The 15,369-nt window shown below is 68.3% G+C and carries 11 protein-coding genes; 4 read left to right on the top strand and 7 right to left on the bottom strand.

What is annotated here, in order from left to right:
* Positions 1 to 352: 352 nt before the first annotated feature.
* Positions 353 to 988, bottom strand: a complete 636-nt coding sequence (locus DFR29_RS04180; protein ID WP_133817308.1) for a LysE family translocator — start codon at positions 986 to 988, stop codon at positions 353 to 355.
* Between the two features lie 149 nt (positions 989 to 1,137).
* On the opposite strand from DFR29_RS04180, the gene DFR29_RS04175 reads away from it, so the two are divergent.
* From DFR29_RS04175 to DFR29_RS04160, 4 genes are all read left to right on the top strand, one after another.
* Positions 1,138 to 2,094: a helix-turn-helix transcriptional regulator gene (locus DFR29_RS04175; protein WP_133817307.1), complete on the top strand. Its 957-nt coding sequence runs from the start codon at positions 1,138 to 1,140 to the stop codon at positions 2,092 to 2,094.
* Between the two features lie 36 nt (positions 2,095 to 2,130).
* Entirely contained in the window at positions 2,131 to 2,769 is a 639-nt protein-coding gene (locus tag DFR29_RS04170; protein WP_133817306.1) for a ubiquinone biosynthesis accessory factor UbiJ, read from the top strand.
* Entirely contained in the window at positions 2,766 to 4,427 is a 1,662-nt protein-coding gene (gene ubiB, locus DFR29_RS04165) for a ubiquinone biosynthesis regulatory protein kinase UbiB (protein ID WP_133817305.1), read from the top strand. The genes DFR29_RS04170 and ubiB overlap by 4 nt, the downstream gene beginning before the upstream one ends.
* A 75-nt stretch (positions 4,428 to 4,502) precedes the next feature.
* On the top strand, positions 4,503 to 5,195 hold the full coding sequence (locus tag DFR29_RS04160; RefSeq protein WP_133817304.1) for a phospholipase D-like domain-containing protein: 693 nt from the start codon (positions 4,503 to 4,505) through the stop codon (positions 5,193 to 5,195).
* A gap of 278 nt (positions 5,196 to 5,473) precedes the next feature.
* Here the strand turns inward: DFR29_RS04160 and DFR29_RS04155 are convergent, their stop codons facing one another.
* The 6 genes from DFR29_RS04155 to DFR29_RS04130 form a co-directional block, all read right to left on the bottom strand.
* A complete protein-coding gene (locus DFR29_RS04155) occupies positions 5,474 to 8,233 on the bottom strand; it encodes a serine/threonine-protein kinase (RefSeq protein WP_133817303.1) in 2,760 nt (919 codons plus the stop codon).
* A gap of 97 nt (positions 8,234 to 8,330) precedes the next feature.
* Positions 8,331 to 9,473, bottom strand: coding sequence for an NAD(P)/FAD-dependent oxidoreductase (locus DFR29_RS04150; protein ID WP_133817302.1), 1,143 nt, complete (start codon positions 9,471 to 9,473; stop codon positions 8,331 to 8,333).
* Positions 9,463 to 10,773: an MFS transporter gene (locus DFR29_RS04145; RefSeq protein WP_133817301.1), complete on the bottom strand. Its 1,311-nt coding sequence runs from the start codon at positions 10,771 to 10,773 to the stop codon at positions 9,463 to 9,465. The genes DFR29_RS04150 and DFR29_RS04145 overlap by 11 nt, the downstream gene beginning before the upstream one ends.
* Entirely contained in the window at positions 10,770 to 11,114 is a 345-nt protein-coding gene (locus DFR29_RS04140) for a RidA family protein (RefSeq protein WP_133817300.1), read from the bottom strand. Before DFR29_RS04140 ends, DFR29_RS04145 begins: the two co-directional genes overlap by 4 nt.
* Before the next feature lie 68 nt (positions 11,115 to 11,182).
* Entirely contained in the window at positions 11,183 to 11,983 is an 801-nt protein-coding gene (locus tag DFR29_RS04135) for a helix-turn-helix domain-containing protein (RefSeq protein ID WP_208113502.1), read from the bottom strand.
* 584 nt (positions 11,984 to 12,567) lie between these two features.
* The gene (locus DFR29_RS04130; protein ID WP_133817299.1) at positions 12,568 to 15,336 is read right to left on the bottom strand and encodes a protein kinase domain-containing protein; all 2,769 of its coding nucleotides are present in this window, start codon (positions 15,334 to 15,336) and stop codon (positions 12,568 to 12,570) included.
* Positions 15,337 to 15,369 lie beyond the last annotated feature (33 nt).

Below are 15,369 nucleotides of genomic sequence, written 5' to 3'. Positions count from 1 at the left end.
AAGAACAGAAAACATGATCCGGACCGGTTTCGGCGCACCGGGCGCACCGCCGGTCGTTCCTCGGCCTGTGCAAACGGTCCGATGCGGGGCGGGGACGGAGTCGGCGCCGCGCACAGGAACCCGCCTGGCCTGGCGGACGCCGCCTCGACGCCCTCTGGCGCTGCCGCAGCAGCATCGTTTCGTGGGTGAGCTGGTGGCCCTGAGGGGATTTTCGCCAGGGCGTCTTTGCCTACGTGCGCGCCGGACGCTTCACGGTCGCGACAAAATATTTTTTGCGCAAAATGCTACTACTTGCCATGGCCGCGGCCAGCGGCGTCGCCGTGACATCGCCCCTGCGAAACCATGGCCGGGCTCACTGCCCGCGCCAGCCCGCCCAGCCTGTCCACACCGCCACCAGCACCAGCATCAGGCCCACGCCCTGGTGGATGCGAAGACCTGCCTGCGGCCGCAGCTGCAGCCAGCCGCGCGCCTGCGCCACACCCAGCGCCAGCGCGCCGTAAACACCGGTCTGGGTCAGCGCAATGATCAGCCAAAGCAGCAGCACCTGCAGCCCTAGCGCGCCGCGCTGCGGATCGATGAACTGCGGAAAGATGGCCAGCATGAACAGATACGCCTTGGGATTGAGCAGCGAGGTCAGCGCGCCGCGCACGACAGCGGCGCGATCCGACAGGCGCGGTGCATCGGCGTGCAGTGCCGACGCAGTCCGGCTGCGCAGCAGCGACCAGCCAATCCAGGCCAGGTACAGCGCGCCGGCCAGCAACAGTGCATTGAACAGGCCGGGCACGAGCTTGATCAGCAGCCCTATGCCCAGGGCCGCAGCCAGTACGTGGCAGATGCTGCCGAGCACGATGCCGCCGAGCGCGAGCAGGCCCTGGCGGCGCCCGCCGACCAGCGAACTGCCGGCTACGTAGGCCATGTCCATGCCGGGCAATACCACGACGGCGAGCACGACGACAAAGAACAGCCAGAGTTGTGCGGCGGATTGCATGGAAGCTCCGGGGGCTGGAGAAACGACGGGATCGGATGGCAGGCCGTGCAGCGGTGTGGGACGTTCGATCTGCGCGGCGGCCTGGGTGGCGCCATTGACGGTTTGAATGAGGGCGGTATCCGCCCTGATTCGAACTATGCTAGGTCGCCATGAGCCATCCCGCCTCCCGTGTATTGACCGTGCTTGAACTGCTGCAGGCGCATGGCCGCCTCAGCGGCACCGACCTGGCGCAGCGCCTGGACGTGGATGTGCGCACTTTGCGCCGCTATATCCGCGTGCTGGAAGACATCGGCATTCCGATCATGGCCGAGCGCGGCCGCTACGGCGCCTATTCCCTGGTGCCGGGCTTCAAGCTGCCGCCGCTGGTGTTCGGCGACGATGAAGCCCTGGCTCTGTCGCTGGGCCTGCTCGCGGCGCGCCGCCTGGGTCTGGCCGATGCGGCGCCGGCCGTGGCCAGTGCACTGGCCAAGCTGGAGCGCGTGATGCCCGCGGCGCTGCAGAAGCGCATACGCGCAGTGGCCGAGACCGTGACGCTGGACCTCAGCCACACGCCGGCGGCCACCGACAGCGCAGCCCTGCTCGAACTCAGTGCCGCGGCGCAAAGCCAGCGCCGCGTCCGGCTGGACTACCGCGCCGCCGACGGCGCCGGCAGCCGGCGCGACTTCGACGCCTACGGCCTGGCCTTCCGCAGCGGCCGCTGGTATGCCGTCGGCCATTGCCACCTGCGCCGCGAGCTGCGTTCGTTCCGGCTCGACCGCATCGTCACGGTCATACCGCTGGACCAGAGCTTCGGCCGACCGGCCAATTTCGATGCGGCCGCGCAACTGGAACTGGCCATGGCCACCCTGCCCCGGGCCATCGCCGTGGAAGTACTGCTGCACACCGACCTGGCCCGGGTGCAGGCCGAATCATTGGGCAGCATCGGCGTGTTCGAGGCACGCGACGACGGCGTGCTGCTGCGCACCCGTACCGACAGCCTGGAGTGGTTTGCACGCCAGCTCGCCCGCCTGCCCTTCGATTTCGAGATCCTGCTGCCGGACGAGTTGCGCGATGCACTGGCCACGCAGGCACAGCGGCTGGTGCGCGCGGCGCGACAAAACGCCTGACGTGGCAGGCCACGCGTCCCGTAGAATCGGCGCCCAATGAATATTCCGCGCCCGCCCAATCCTGTGCTTGCCGTGCTCGGCAGGCTGTTGCAAGCCATCCTCAACCGCGCCCTTGCGCTGGATGCGGAAACCCGCCACGAACTGCGCCGCCTCGACGGCCGCGCGCTCAGCATCGACTTCAGCAATACACCGTTCAAGCTGCGCCTGGCCGTTGCGGGCGAGCGGCTGGAAGTCGGCCCGGTCTCTGCCGGCGACAGCGACCTGCGCGTCGCCGCCTCGCCCGGCAGCCTGCTCGGCATGGCACTGCGCCGCGGCGATACCGCGATGGCGCCGGGCAAGGTGGAAATTGCCGGCGATGCGGAACTGGCGCGGCGCCTGGAAAAACTCGTGCGCGGCTTCCGACCCGATATCGAAGAAGCCTTCACGCGCCTGTTCGGCGACGTGCTCGGCGTGAAGATCGCCCAGGCCTTCGCCAGCGCGCTGCAGTTTGCCCGCGAGCGCGGCGAGGCGCTGCTGCACGACGGCGCCGACTACCTGCGCGAAGAAAGCGGCGATCTGGTCGCGGCGGCACACATGGAAGAATTCCTCGACGAGGTCGACACCCTGCGCGAACGCAGCGAACGCCTGGAAGCCCGCCTGGCCCGGCTTGCCGCCGCCGCGGAAAAACGCGCATGACGCCACTGACCAGCGTGCCGCGCCTGATCGGCATTGCCCGCGTACTGTTGCGCTACCGCCTGGACGATCTGGTCGAAGCCGTTCACCTGTACCGGCCGCTGATCTGGGTACGCGGCCTGTTCGGCCGGCCCGCGGCCAACATCGAGGAACTCAGCCGCGGCGCGCGCCTGCGCATGGCCCTGGCCGAGCTGGGGCCGATCTTCGTCAAGTTCGGCCAGATTCTTTCCACCCGGCGCGACCTGCTGCCCGGCGACATCGCCGACGAACTCACCCAGCTGCAAGACCAGGTGCCGCCGTTCCCCGGCGCCGAAGCACGCGCCATTGTGGAAAAAGCCCTCGGCGCCGACGTCGCCGAACTGTTCGCCTTCTTCAGCGAGGAACCGCTCGCTTCCGCCTCGATCGCGCAGGTGCATGCGGCCCAGCTCAAGGACGGCCGCGAAGTGGTGGTCAAGGTCGTGCGGCCGGGCATCGCCCAGCGCATCGCCGGCGACATGTCCCTGCTGCGCGATTTCGCCCGCCTGGCCGAACGCTTCCATCCGAATGCCGACAAGATCCGCCCGCGCGACGTCGTCGCCGAGATCGAGCTGACCCTGCGCAACGAACTCGACCTGCAGCGCGAAGGCGCCAACGCCTGCCTGCTGCGGCGCAATTTCAAGGACTCGCCCGATCTCTACGTACCGGAAGTATTCTGGAGCCATTCGCGCGAAAACGTGCTCACGCTGGAACGCGTACGCGGCATTCCCGCCGACGACATCGCCGCGCTGGATGCGGCCGGCATCGACCGCACCAAGGTGGCGCAGAAAGGCATACAGCTGTTCTATACCCAGGTTTTCCGCGACAACTTTTTCCACGCCGACGCGCATGCGGGCAATATCTGGGTCGATCCCAGCCGCCCGGTCGAGCCGCGTTTCATCGCGATCGATTTCGGCATCATGGGTTCGCTGGCCGAAGCCGACCAGTTCTGGCTGGCGGAGAATTTCATCGCCCTGTTCAACCAGGACTACCGCCGCATCGCCCAGCTGCACGTACAGGCAGGCTGGATGCCGGCGACAACGCGGCTGGACGAACTCGAAGCCGCGGTGCGCTCGGTCTGCGAGCCGTACTTCACCCGGCCGCTCAGCGAAATTTCCCTGGCCGAAGTGCTGGTCAAGCTGTTCCAGACCGCGCGCCGCTACGAGCTGACCGTGCAGCCGCAATTGATACTTCTGCAGAAAACCCTGCTGAACATCGAAGGCATAGGCCGCCAGCTCGATCCCAAGATCGACATCTGGGCCGTGGCCAAGCCGGTGCTGGAACGGCTCTGGCGCGACCGCCACGGCCCGGCAGCGATGTGGAAGGCCCTGCGCCGGCGCGTGCCGGAATGGCTGACCGCCGCGCCGGACATGCCGCAGCTGCTGCACGACTATCTGAAGAAAGCCAGCAGCGGCGGCATCGAGATGCGCGTGCATTCGGAAGACCTGCGCAACCTGCATGCCGACGCCAGCGCCGGCCGCGCGCAGATCGTGCCGCTGGCACTGGGCGCCACGCTGATCCTGTCCTCGGTGCTGCTGTATGCGCTCGACGGTGGCGCCACGCGCGTGCTTGGCGTGCCGCTGACGGCCTGGGCGACGGCGATAGCCGGTACCTTGTGCTTCTGGACAGCGAACCGTCGTTCCTGAACTGACGATGCCGCTCGGGGTACGCCATGCGGCTTACCCCAGCCTGACCTTTCCCTAGCGCCGCCCGAGGTTTCCATGGATTTCCAGCGACTGGACCAGACCTTGCGCGCAAGCGCCGCCGATTTGCGCCTCGACAACGAAGAGAAATTCCAGCTGCGCGAAATCGGCACGCAGCTGTCCGGCGAGCAGATCCGCCGCCTGCGCAATACGGCATTCGATATTGCCCGCACGCAGATCGAAGCCCAGCCGGCGCAGGCCGTAGCCTTGCTGCGCTGGCTGGAACAGGTGGTGAAAACCCTGGACCTGTCGGTCAATGTCGCCGCCGCCGTGCACAGCGCCTATTTCACGCCTGGCGATGCCTGTCTGCGCAAACTGCGCGAACTGTGTGCCGCGGCGCGGCAGCAATTGGATATCTGCGTATTCACCCTGGCCGATGACCGGCTCAGCGAGGAAGTCGTCGCGGCGCACCGGCGCGGCGTCAAGGTGCGCATCGTCAGCGACAACGACAAGCGCTGGGACAGCGGCAGCGACATCGCGCAGCTGGCCGCCAGCGGCATCGAGATACGGCTCGATCCGGGGCCGGCGCATATGCATCACAAGTTCGCCCTGTTCGACGGCCGCCTGCTCGCCAACGGCAGTTTCAACTGGACGCGCAGCGCCAGCAGCAGCAACGACGAAAACCTGGTCGTGAGCAGCGACACCTATCTGCTGCGCTGTTTCGCCGGCCAGTTCGAGAGCTTGTGGCAGCGCTACCCGGCTCTGGCGTGAAGACGAACACTCGCCGCGCGGCAACGCGGCACGGCGGCTCACGTCGGCCGGGGTAAATTGCAGGCGCACCCAGCGAGCGTAGGTTGGAGTAAGCCGCCAGGCGCACCCCAACATCGAGGTGGTTCACTATCCAAAGAACCCATGCCGAATAGGTTTTCTTCCTCTCGACAGGAAGCAAAAGCGCCTTGGGCACAGGCTTTTTGTGGCGGATATACCGCGATGACGGGGCGCGCCTGCGGCTTACTCCAGCCGACGTTTTTGCGCCCTGCAGGCAGGCCTCAGTGCGCCGCGTGTTTGCGTTCGCCGCGCCAGGCTGCGACCAGGCTGTCGGCCAGGCGCACGCGGAAGTCCTGCTCGCCGCGCGGCAAGGCAGCGACCAGGCTCGCCCGTGCAGCATCGGCCTGTTGCGGCATACCGCTACCGCACAGGCTTTGTAGAAAAGTTGCGAAATGTGCATCGGCGCTTTTTTGCGCCGCCGCCGCGAAGCCCGTCGCGATCGCTGCTGCCTCGGCACACGACTCCGGCGTGGCCGCCGCGCGGCCCTGCGCCTGCCAGCGCGTCGCCAGGGCTACGCTGCGGATACGCAGCATCAGGTCGCTGTCGGGTTTGTAGGTCGGCGCCAGCACCTCCGCAGCGCGGTGCGCGTCGGCACCCGCCTGGGCCTGGCGCCCGGCCAGCAGATGCAGGCTGGCGCGCCAGAGCAGGCTGCGGCCCAGCTCCATGACGATGTCCGAACGCGCGGCCACGCTGACGGCTTCGTCCAGTGCCACCAGCGCAGCCGCTTCCTGGCCGAGCTGCAGGCGCAGCACGCCGAGGTTGCACAGGCCGCTGGCCAGTTCCGGGTTCACGTCCTGGCCGCGGCTGCGGTCCAGCGCCACCGTGCGTTCCATCAGTGGCAGCGCTTCGGCGCTGCGTCCGGCGCCGTTGAGCGCGCGGGCCAGGCCGTTGAGCTGCTGCGAGATGGCCGGATTGTCCTTGCCGTAGAGGCTTTCCATCACCGCCACGGCTTCGCGCTGCAGCGCGATGCTTTCCTCGCTGCGGCCCTGCGCCGCGACGATGCCGGCCAGGGTGCCCAGGGTGTCGGGCAGCAGCACGCGTTCGGCTGCATTGTCCTTGCGCAGCTGGGCCAGCAAGGGCCGTAGCACGGCTTCGGCCTCGGCCGGACGATCGAGCGCGTTCAGGGCAAAAGCCAGATGACCGCTCAGCTCCACCCGCAGGAAACGGTGCTCGGGCGAGTCGTCGAGCAGGGCCAGGCCACGGCGCATTGCCGCCGCCATGTCGGCGTAGCGATTTTCCAATTGCAAACCGTATACACGCAGGGCCAGGCCGTAGGCGATCAGCCTGGCCTGGTCGGCCTCGTGCGGATCGAGCAGGCTTTCGGCGCGGTCGAGCAAGGCCGGGCATTTTTCCGATTCGTTGCCCAGGTCGAGCAGGCGGCATTGCTGGGTCAGCGCGCCGGCTTCCAGCACGTTGTCGCCACGGCGCCGCGCAATGGCCAGGGTTTCCTCGATCAGCGGCGCGGCAGGTGCCAGTTGCTGCAGGCCCAGATAGGCCGAGGCCATGGTCAGCAGCAGCTGCGCCCGCGCATTTTCCTGCCGCGGCAGCGCCGTGCGTATGTCGCGCACGCCCGCGTCGAGCAGGTCGCGCACGCTGAGCGCTTCGCCTTTCTGCTTGGCAGGGTCGGCGTTGTCGAACAAGGTCGTCATGAAGCCCAGGGCCTGGCGCGCGGTATCGCGTTCACTGCGTGCCAGCTGCGCCTGCCACAGCGCCACGCCCAGGCCGGCCAGCAGGGCCGCAGCCGCCACCACCGCCAACAGCACGGCGACAGCGTTGCGCTGCAGGAAGCGCGCGGCGTGGTAGCGCCAGTTGCCGCGCCGCGCCAGCACCGGCTGCTGGGCCAGGTGACGTTCGACATCGGCCATCAGCTCGCCGACGCTGGCATAGCGCTGCGCCGGCTGCTTGCGCAACGCCTTCAGCACGATGGCATCCAGGTCGCCGCGCAGCTCGCGCTTGAGCCGTGCCGGCGTCAGATGCCGGTTGGCGGCAATCTGCACCGCCTGGGCGCTGTCGCGCGTAGCGATCAGGCTGGGCCGGGTCGGTTCCTGGTCGAGCACGGCACGCTCGTACGCAGCCGGCGTGGAATTTTCTACTTTGTATGGGCGCTGGCCGCTGAGCAGTTCGTACAGCACCAGGCCCAGCGCGTAGATGTCGACCGCCGTCGTGACGGTTTCGCCGCGAACCTGTTCCGGCGCGGCGTATTCGGGCGTGAACAGGCGCGTGGCGCTGACCGCGGCAGATTGCGTATCCAGCAGCTTGGCAATACCGAAATCCAGCAGCTTCACCACGCCGCTGTCGCTGACCAGGATATTCGACGGTTTCAGATCGCGGTGCACCACCAGGCGCTGATGGGCGTGCTGTACCGCTTCGCACACGGTGAGGAACAGGGCCAGGCGCTGGCGCAGGTCCAGCTGCTGCGTGTCGCACCACTGGCGCAGATCCTTGCCGGCGACGTATTCCAGCGCCAGCCAGGGCCGGCCGTCGTCGCCGACGCCGCCGTCGACCAGGTAGGCAATGTTCGGATGCTGCAGGCTGGCCAGGATCTGCCGCTCGGCCAGGAAGCGCGCCTGGGTTTCGGCCGCATCCCAGCCGCCGCGGATCAGCTTGATCGCCACCTGCTGCTGGAATTGGCCGTCGGCACGCTCGGCCAGCCAGACCGCACCCATGCCGCCCTTGCCGATTTCCCGCAGCAGGCGGAACGCGCCCAGGCGCTGGCCCGACGCGACGCCGGCCGCGCCTGGCGCTGCCATGGCCGGGCCGGTCAGCTGCTGCGCCAGTTCCGCCACGATGTCGGGCGCGCGCTCGATCATGCCGGTGCCGCGCGTGGCCGCGGCATCGGCCTGCAGCAGTTGCAGTACTTCCTCGCGCAGGCTGGCGTCGTGCGGGCATTGCAGCAGCAATTCGGCCTGCCACTGCGCCGGCGGAAAATCGACCACCACCTCGAACAGTTCGCGCGCAAGGCGCCAGCGTTGTGCATCCATGGAATAAGCCTGTCAGCGCGATGGCTGGGTGTCCGCGCGTGTCTGGCCTTATACGGCAGATCGTGGCCGCAGGGATCAGCAACCCCGGCGAAATCGCTCAGCCGGCGCGCGCCAGGGCCGTCCGGCTCGGATCCAGCGCAGCCGCATCCACGCCCGCGGCCAGCAGGTGCGGCGGCAGCGGCTGGCGCAGAATCAGCGCCGCCGCCAGTTGCGCCAGGGCCGGCGCGGTCTGCAGGCCATAGCCGCCCTGTCCGGCCAGCCAGAAAAAACCCGGTGCAGTTTCTTCGAAGCCCACGACCGGCGTGCGATCCGGCGCAAAGCTGCGCAGGCCGGCCCAGCTGCGTACGCGGCGGCGCACGTCCAGCAGCGTGGCGCGTTCGATGCGGTCGACCGCGACGGCCAGATCCCAGTCGTCGGGCTGTGCATCGCAGGCCGGACTGGCGGTTTCATCCGCTGGCGAGAGCAGCAATTTGCCCGCGTCGGGCTTGAAGTAGAACTGCTCGGCAATGTCGATGGTCAGCGGCGAGGCACTGCAATCTGGAGCGGGCGGCGGATCGACCAGCAGCACCGTGCGCCGCAGCGGCACGACAGGCGCGGGCGCGATGCCTGCCAGTGCGGCCACGGCGTCGGCCCACGCACCGGCCGCGTTCACCACCACGCCGGCGCGCAGCACGCGCTCGCCGCACTGTACCGACCAGCCTTGCCCGTCGGGCCGCAGCGCCTGTACCGCCATATCGCAGAAGATGCGGCCACCGGCCAGGCGCAGCTGGCGCAGATAGCCCTGGTGCAGGCCGTGCACGTCGATGTCGACGGCGCCGGCTTCATACAGCGCGGCCTGTACATAGCCGGGCCGCAGCAATGGCGAGAGCGAGCGTGCCTCGGCAGGCGTGAGGCGTTCTGCCGCGGCTGCCACGTCAGGCAGGCCGGCATAGTCGTGCAGCAGCGCCAGTTGGTCGCGCCGTGCCACGTACAAGGTGCCGCGCGCCTGCACCAGCGGCGCGGTGGCGAACTCCGCCGGCGGTGCGAACAGGAACTCGCGGCTGGCGCGCGTCAGCGCGCGGATCGCCGCATTGCCGTAGATCTCGCTGAACAGTGCCGCCGAGCGTCCGGTGGCGTGGTAGCCCGGCTGGCTTTCCCGCTCCAGCACCGCAACGCGGCCATGCGCAGCCAGCAACGCCGCGACCGAGCTGCCGGCAATGCCGGCGCCGATCACCAGCACATCGAAATACTCATCCGGCATGCACGGCATTCCGGCGCGTGTGGCGCAGCGCCAGCAGCAGCAAGGCCAGCGCGGCCAGCGCGGCCGGCAGGGTTACCGTGGTGATGGACCAGCCGACCGCCGCCGCGTCCGCGTAGACGCGATCGGTGAACACCGCTGTGAGGCTGGCGCCGACACCCAGGCCAAGGATGATGTTGCCGAACGCCATCAAGGCCGTGCCGAAACCGCGCAACTCGTTCGGCAGCACCTGCTGCAACACGCCGATACCGATGCAGCCGGCCGCGCTGGACAACAGCGACCACAGGCCGAAGCAGGCCAGCACCACGGCCGCGCTGGGGCCGGCCAGTCCGATCAGGCTGCCCGGCACGGCCAGGGCCGCGGCCAGGCAGGCCAGTTGCAGGCGCAGCGAAACACCGCCGCGGCGCGCATACCAGTCGGCCAGCCAGCCGCCGCCGACCGTCGCGACCACGCCGGTGACCATGGCGATGCCGCCGAGCAGCAGGCCGATCTGGTCGGCCGCATAGCCGTAGCGCCGCGACAGCAGTGCCGGGCTCCAGCTGAGCAGGGAAAAATCGCCGACGGCGAGCAAGGCCATGGCGAAATACAGCGGCAGCAGCAGCGATTTCTGCGCCGCCAGTTTCTGCATCGACTCGCGCCAGCCCGGTGCCGCCACGCCGCTGCGCTCGCGCCGCGCCGGTTCGTGCAGGCTCAGCAACAGCAGGCCCAGCACCAGGCCGGGCAAGCCCAGCAGCACCAGAACCGCACGCCAGGGCGCCAGCGTACCGACCACGGGCCAGCTGGCGAACCAGCCGTTGCCGGCCAGCTGGAGCAGGAATCCACCGATGGCCAGCGCCGCGCCGCCACCGACCACCATGCCCATCAGAAAAGTACCCGTCGCCGTGCCGCGGCGCTGCGGCGGGAAATAGTCGGCAATCAGCGACATCGCCGCCGGCGCCAGCGCCGCCTCGCCGATGCCGACGAACACGCGCGCCGCAAACAGCTGGGCAAACGACTGCGCATAGCCGCAGGCCACGGTCGCCGCACTCCACAGCAGCACGCCGGCCAGAATCAGATTGCGCCGCGAATGCCGGTCGGCGATGCGCCCCAGCGGCAGTCCGGCGAACGAATAGATCAGGGCAAAGGCAACGCCCTGCAGCAGGCTGACTTCGGTGTCGCCGATCTGCAGGTCGGCGCGGATCGGATCGACCAGCAGCCCCAGGATCAGGCGGTCGGTATACGACAGCAGTGCCGCGACACAGCACAGCGATACCGCCCACCAGGCGCGCGACGGAGCCGGCCACGCCGTCCCGGCCGTATTCATGCGCTGCGGCGCCGCGCGATCAGCTCGATCTCGACCAGGGCGGCGGCAATCACCAGCGCACTGACCACGGTGGAACGCGCCGGCCTGTGCTCACCGAATACCTCGGCATAGGCGGCATTGAACGCAGCAAAGTCATCCGCGTGGCGCAGCCAGACCGTGGCCTTGACCACGTCATGCAGATCCAGCGCCAGCCCCTGCAGCACGGCCCGGCAGCGCTGCAGGCACAGCCGGGTCTGCGCAGCGACATCGCCTTCGATCTGGCCGTGGGCGTCGAAGGCCAGCTGGCCGGAAAGGAAAATCAGCGGGTCCGCATCGGCGAACGGAGCCAGGTGCGCAGTCATGCAGAAGTCCGGCAGCAGCAGGTCGGCCTGTTCTAGCACGAGTTCGCCGGATTTTCAGTATCAGAAAATTATTTTCGCTTCGGCCGCGCCGCTGCGGTGCGTGCCTTGGCTGGCTTCGTCATCTTGGTCGGCTTCGCCGGCCGGGACGCTTTGACCGGCTTGGCCGCCTTGGCGACCGGCCGCGGGGCTTTATCGCCGCTGCTGACGGTGTTGCGCGTACCGGCAATCACCGATTCCCGCACCTGCGCTTCGCTGGCCGAGCAGATCGACAGTACCCGCGCCGGTCCCGTGCCGACGCTCAGGTAGGCATGGCCCATGCTGCTGTCGAAATAGATGGAATCGCCGGTTTCCAACCGTGTCGGCGCGTACAGGTCGGTGTGCAGGTCGACCGTGCCGGCGATGATGTAGGTGTACTCCTCGCCGTTATGCCGCACCAGCGGGCCGAACTCTTCCAGCGTGCGCGCATGCAGCTCGGCGATGATGGGGACGAAGCGTTTGTTCAGCAGGTCGGAAGCCGGATACAGGTGACCGTAGGTGTCGCTTTCGATCGCATAGCCCTGCCCCGCCCGGGTAATGCTGCGGCGGCCGCCGAAACGGCCCGGCTCGTCGCTGCCCTTGCTGCTGGCGAACAGCTCGGCAATATCGATGTCCAGCGCGTGGCTGATGCGCGTGAGCTTGTCGAAGGTCAGCGCCATCTTGCCGTTTTCGAGCTTGGACAAGGTCGATACCGGCAAGCCGCAGCGGCCACCAAGTTCGACCAGGGTAAGCCCCTGGCGCCGGCGCGCCGCATTCAAGGCGGCGCCAGGATTGGCCATCGCGCTGTCCTTGGCTTTTGCCTTGCCCGGGCTGTGTCGATTCTTCGGATTCATTGGCTCGCCACTCCTGTGGGTGCAGATTATCGGCTCTGTACGCTCGCGTACACATGCCAGCGGAGCAGCCGGGCCACGGCAAGTACTGCGGCGAATGCGCCAAGGTGCCGAAGCGCAGTTTTCCGCCCCGACTCCGCACTGTATTGCCGCGATCGGGCGGCAGTCTTGTAGAAAATACCCGCGTGGCCGCGCACCAAATGGCCAACTATTCATATGGAGAACTATTTTCTGTATGAGAAACTTTTGCCCGAACCGACAGCAAAGCGGCGCCGCTTCATAGAAGTCCACAAAGCAGACATATTTCTTATGCAACATTGCAGGCTTCGTCCACCGGCAGGCGACAAGATCTGCACGCGTCAAACAGCGTTGCACGTGCTCGTTCATCGTGCGACGCAGAGCGCCGCCCGACCGGCGGGCGTTTCAGGCCGCAAGCCGCGGCCGCCAAGGCCGCTTCCAGCGATCTCGGCATTGGTTGGTTGCACTACAGGATCGGCACCGTCCCCCTGGGCCCGCGCGAGCACCCCCACCAGGCAAGCGCGGGAACACCGCTTCGCCCTGCAGCCCTACGGCTGCAGGGCGAAGCACTACGGCCTCCGCCCCAGCTTCCCTTCCACAAATTCCAGATACCCATACCGCAACGGCTGCACCGGCGCAGCCCGCACATTCGCTGCATTCGCCTGCACCAGTGCCGCGGCTTCGTCGCGCTGCCCCGCATCGACCAGGCAGCCCGCCACGACGATTTCGATAAACGCGCGCTCCGCCGCGTTGATACGGCTCGCGCTGGCCGCCAAGGTCTGCGCCTCGCGTGCCTGGGCACAGTCGCTGCGCGTAGCGCCGCTCTGCGCATCGAGCATTTCGCGCTCGGCCAGGGTGCGCGCTATCTCGCCCGCATCGGGTTTGGGCAGCGCACGAAAACGCTGCAAGGCAACATCGAGTTCCGCCCGCGCATCGGCCCAGCGCTGCTGGCGTCGCGCGATGCTGCCGAGTTCGCGCCGTATCGCGGTTTCGTCGCGGCCCTTGTCCGCATCGGTGGCAACCAGGATGGCCTTGGCTTCTTCCAGCGAGGCGCGCGCGCCGGCGAGGTCGCCGCTGCGGTCCTGGGCACGGCCGTAGTTGAACAAGCTTTGTGCGATCCAGCCGTGGTCGGGGCGCAGCTGTTCGCGGCGCAATTGCAGCGAGCGGCGCAATTGCGGCAGCGCTTCTTCGATGCGGTCGGCGCGCATCAGCATCACGCCGTAGTTGTTGATCGAGGTGGTGAGTCCGCCGTGCGGGCGTTTGCCGTAGACCTGGGCTTTCAGCTCCAGCGCGCGCCGGCTCCACTCCAGCGCTTCGCTCAGGTCGGGCCGGTTTTGCAGGCTCATGCCCAGCACTTCGCTGATGCGTGCCTGGCGCAGCAGATGCGGCCGGGGCTTAGCCTGTTCGGCAGCCAGGGCCTTGCGCAGCAGGGCTTCGGCTTCGGCCGCGCGCTCGGTGCGGATCAGGCGGAAAGACAGCGGTACGACGGCATCGGCACGCCAGGTCTGCGCGTCGTCGGGCAATTGCTGCTGCAGCGCATAGGCTTCGCGCAGGTAGCGTTCGGTGTCCTCGTCGCGGGCCAGGCCGCTGGCGGTATTGGCCATGTCGATGCTGGCGCGCAGGCGCAGGCGCAGGAAGCGCGGATCGTCGCCCGGCAGGGACGCACGTAGCTGTTCCAGCTGCTCCATGGCGGGCTTGAGCTGCGAATCGGAGGCGAGCATCGCGGCCTTGAGTTCGCGGGTTTCCAGCACGAGCAGTTCATCGTTGCTGCGTTCGGCCTGGCGCAGGGCTTCGTCGATCAGGCCGTCTTTCAGGTCGTTCACGCCCAGTGCGCGGCGCGCCTGGGCCAGTACCAGCAGCAGGCCGGCCTTGGCGTGCGGTTCTTCGTCGAGTTCGCCGTTGAGCAGCTGGTCGGCGCCGGCGTCGAGCAGCTGGCTGGCGCTGGCTTCCTTGCCCTGGTTGACGTTGGGATCGGCCTGGGTGAACAGGTCGGCGAGGAAATCGGCGGTGCGTTGGGCACGGGCCGATTCGTGCCGCGCCAGGTCGCGCTGCTGGCGTGCCTGTTCGGCCTGCCATAGCGCCACGCCCAGGCCTATGCACAAGGCCAGTACCGCCGCCGTGGCCAGCGCCGTGGCCAGGGCATGCCGCGCCACGAAACGCTGGGCGCGATAGCGCCAGGTGCCGCGGCGTGCGGCGACGGGGCGGTGCTGCTCGTGCGCGAGCAGATCGGCAATCAGCTCGCCGACCGTGGCGTAGCGCTGGGCCGGGTCTTTGCGCAGGGCCTTCAGCACGATGGCGTCCAGATCGCCGCGCAGTTCCTCGCGCAGGCGCTGCGGGCTGAGGTCGCGGCATTCGGCCAGGCGCTGCGGATCGACACCGTCGTCGCGGGTCAGCACCGCCAGGCTGGGCCGGGTCGGTTCGCGGTCGAGGATGGCGCGCTCGTAGGCGGCCGGCGTGGAATTCTCGGCGCGGTAGGGGCGCCGGCCGGTCAGCAGTTCGTACAGCAGCAGGCCCAGCGCGTAGATGTCGACCGAAGTCGTGGCCACTTCGCCGCGCAGTTGTTCCGGCGCGGCGTATTCAGGCGTGAACATGCGGCTGGCGCTGGCTTGCAGCGAGGCCGGATCGACCAGCTTGGCGATGCCGAAATCCAGCAGCTTTACGCTGCCGTCGCGGCTGACCAGTATGTTCGACGGCTTCAGGTCGCGGTGCACGACCAGGCGCGCATGCGCATGCGCCACCGCTTCGCAGACCGTAGTGAACACGGCCTGGCGCTGGCGCAGGCTCAGGCGTTCGCGGTCGCAGTAACTGGCGATATCGCTGCCGTCGACGTATTCGAGTGCCAGCCACGGCTTGCCGTCGGCGGTTACGCCGCCGTCGAGCAGATGGGCGATGTTCGGGTGCTGCAGGCTGGCGAGGATCTGGCGTTCGTCGCGGAAACGCGCCATCACGGCTTCCGCATCCCAGCCGCTGCGGATCAGCTTGATCGCCACCTGCTGCGCGAACGCCCCGTCGGCACGCTCGGCCAGCCAGACCGCGCCCATGCCGCCGCGGCCGATGGGCTCGACCAGGCGGAACGCGCCGACACGCTGGCCGCGCAGGCGTTCGTGCTCGGCGGCTTCCTCCTGCGCCGCGATATCGGCCAGCACGGCCGGTGCCTGCGCGCCGAGGCCGGCGTCGGTGGTCGCGCCACGGTCGGCATCGAGCAGCTCGCGCACCTCGCGCTCCAGCGCCGCATCGCCGGCGCAATGCTGCGCCAGCTCGGCCGGCCACTGCTCGCGCGGCAGGTCGATCAGGCGGTCGAACAGTTCGCGCGCACGCCGCCAACGCTCAGCATCCATAGCAGAAGTCCCCCAGGTGACGCCGGAATTCTG

The organism is Tahibacter aquaticus, from assembly GCF_004363655.1.
In the GTDB taxonomy this organism is placed as follows: Bacteria; Pseudomonadota; Gammaproteobacteria; order Xanthomonadales; family Rhodanobacteraceae; genus Tahibacter; species Tahibacter aquaticus.
This window is presented reverse-complemented; position numbering and strand designations above follow the sequence as displayed.

Excerpts from the sequence above, each read along its gene's own strand:
- DFR29_RS04180 (WP_133817308.1), bottom strand. The coding sequence starts at position 988 with ATGCAATCCGCCGCACAACTCTGGCTGTTCTTTGTCGTCGTGCTCGCC.
- DFR29_RS04175 (WP_133817307.1), top strand. The coding sequence starts at position 1,138 with ATGAGCCATCCCGCCTCCCGTGTATTGACCGTGCTTGAACTGCTGCAG.
- DFR29_RS04170 (WP_133817306.1), top strand. The coding sequence starts at position 2,131 with ATGAATATTCCGCGCCCGCCCAATCCTGTGCTTGCCGTGCTCGGCAGG.
- ubiB (WP_133817305.1), top strand. The coding sequence starts at position 2,766 with ATGACGCCACTGACCAGCGTGCCGCGCCTGATCGGCATTGCCCGCGTA.
- DFR29_RS04160 (WP_133817304.1), top strand. The coding sequence starts at position 4,503 with ATGGATTTCCAGCGACTGGACCAGACCTTGCGCGCAAGCGCCGCCGAT.
- DFR29_RS04155 (WP_133817303.1), bottom strand. The coding sequence starts at position 8,233 with ATGGATGCACAACGCTGGCGCCTTGCGCGCGAACTGTTCGAGGTGGTG.
- DFR29_RS04150 (WP_133817302.1), bottom strand. The coding sequence starts at position 9,473 with ATGCCGGATGAGTATTTCGATGTGCTGGTGATCGGCGCCGGCATTGCC.
- DFR29_RS04145 (WP_133817301.1), bottom strand. The coding sequence starts at position 10,773 with ATGAATACGGCCGGGACGGCGTGGCCGGCTCCGTCGCGCGCCTGGTGG.
- DFR29_RS04140 (WP_133817300.1), bottom strand. The coding sequence starts at position 11,114 with ATGACTGCGCACCTGGCTCCGTTCGCCGATGCGGACCCGCTGATTTTC.
- DFR29_RS04135 (WP_208113502.1), bottom strand. The coding sequence starts at position 11,983 with ATGAATCCGAAGAATCGACACAGCCCGGGCAAGGCAAAAGCCAAGGAC.
- DFR29_RS04130 (WP_133817299.1), bottom strand. The coding sequence starts at position 15,336 with ATGGATGCTGAGCGTTGGCGGCGTGCGCGCGAACTGTTCGACCGCCTG.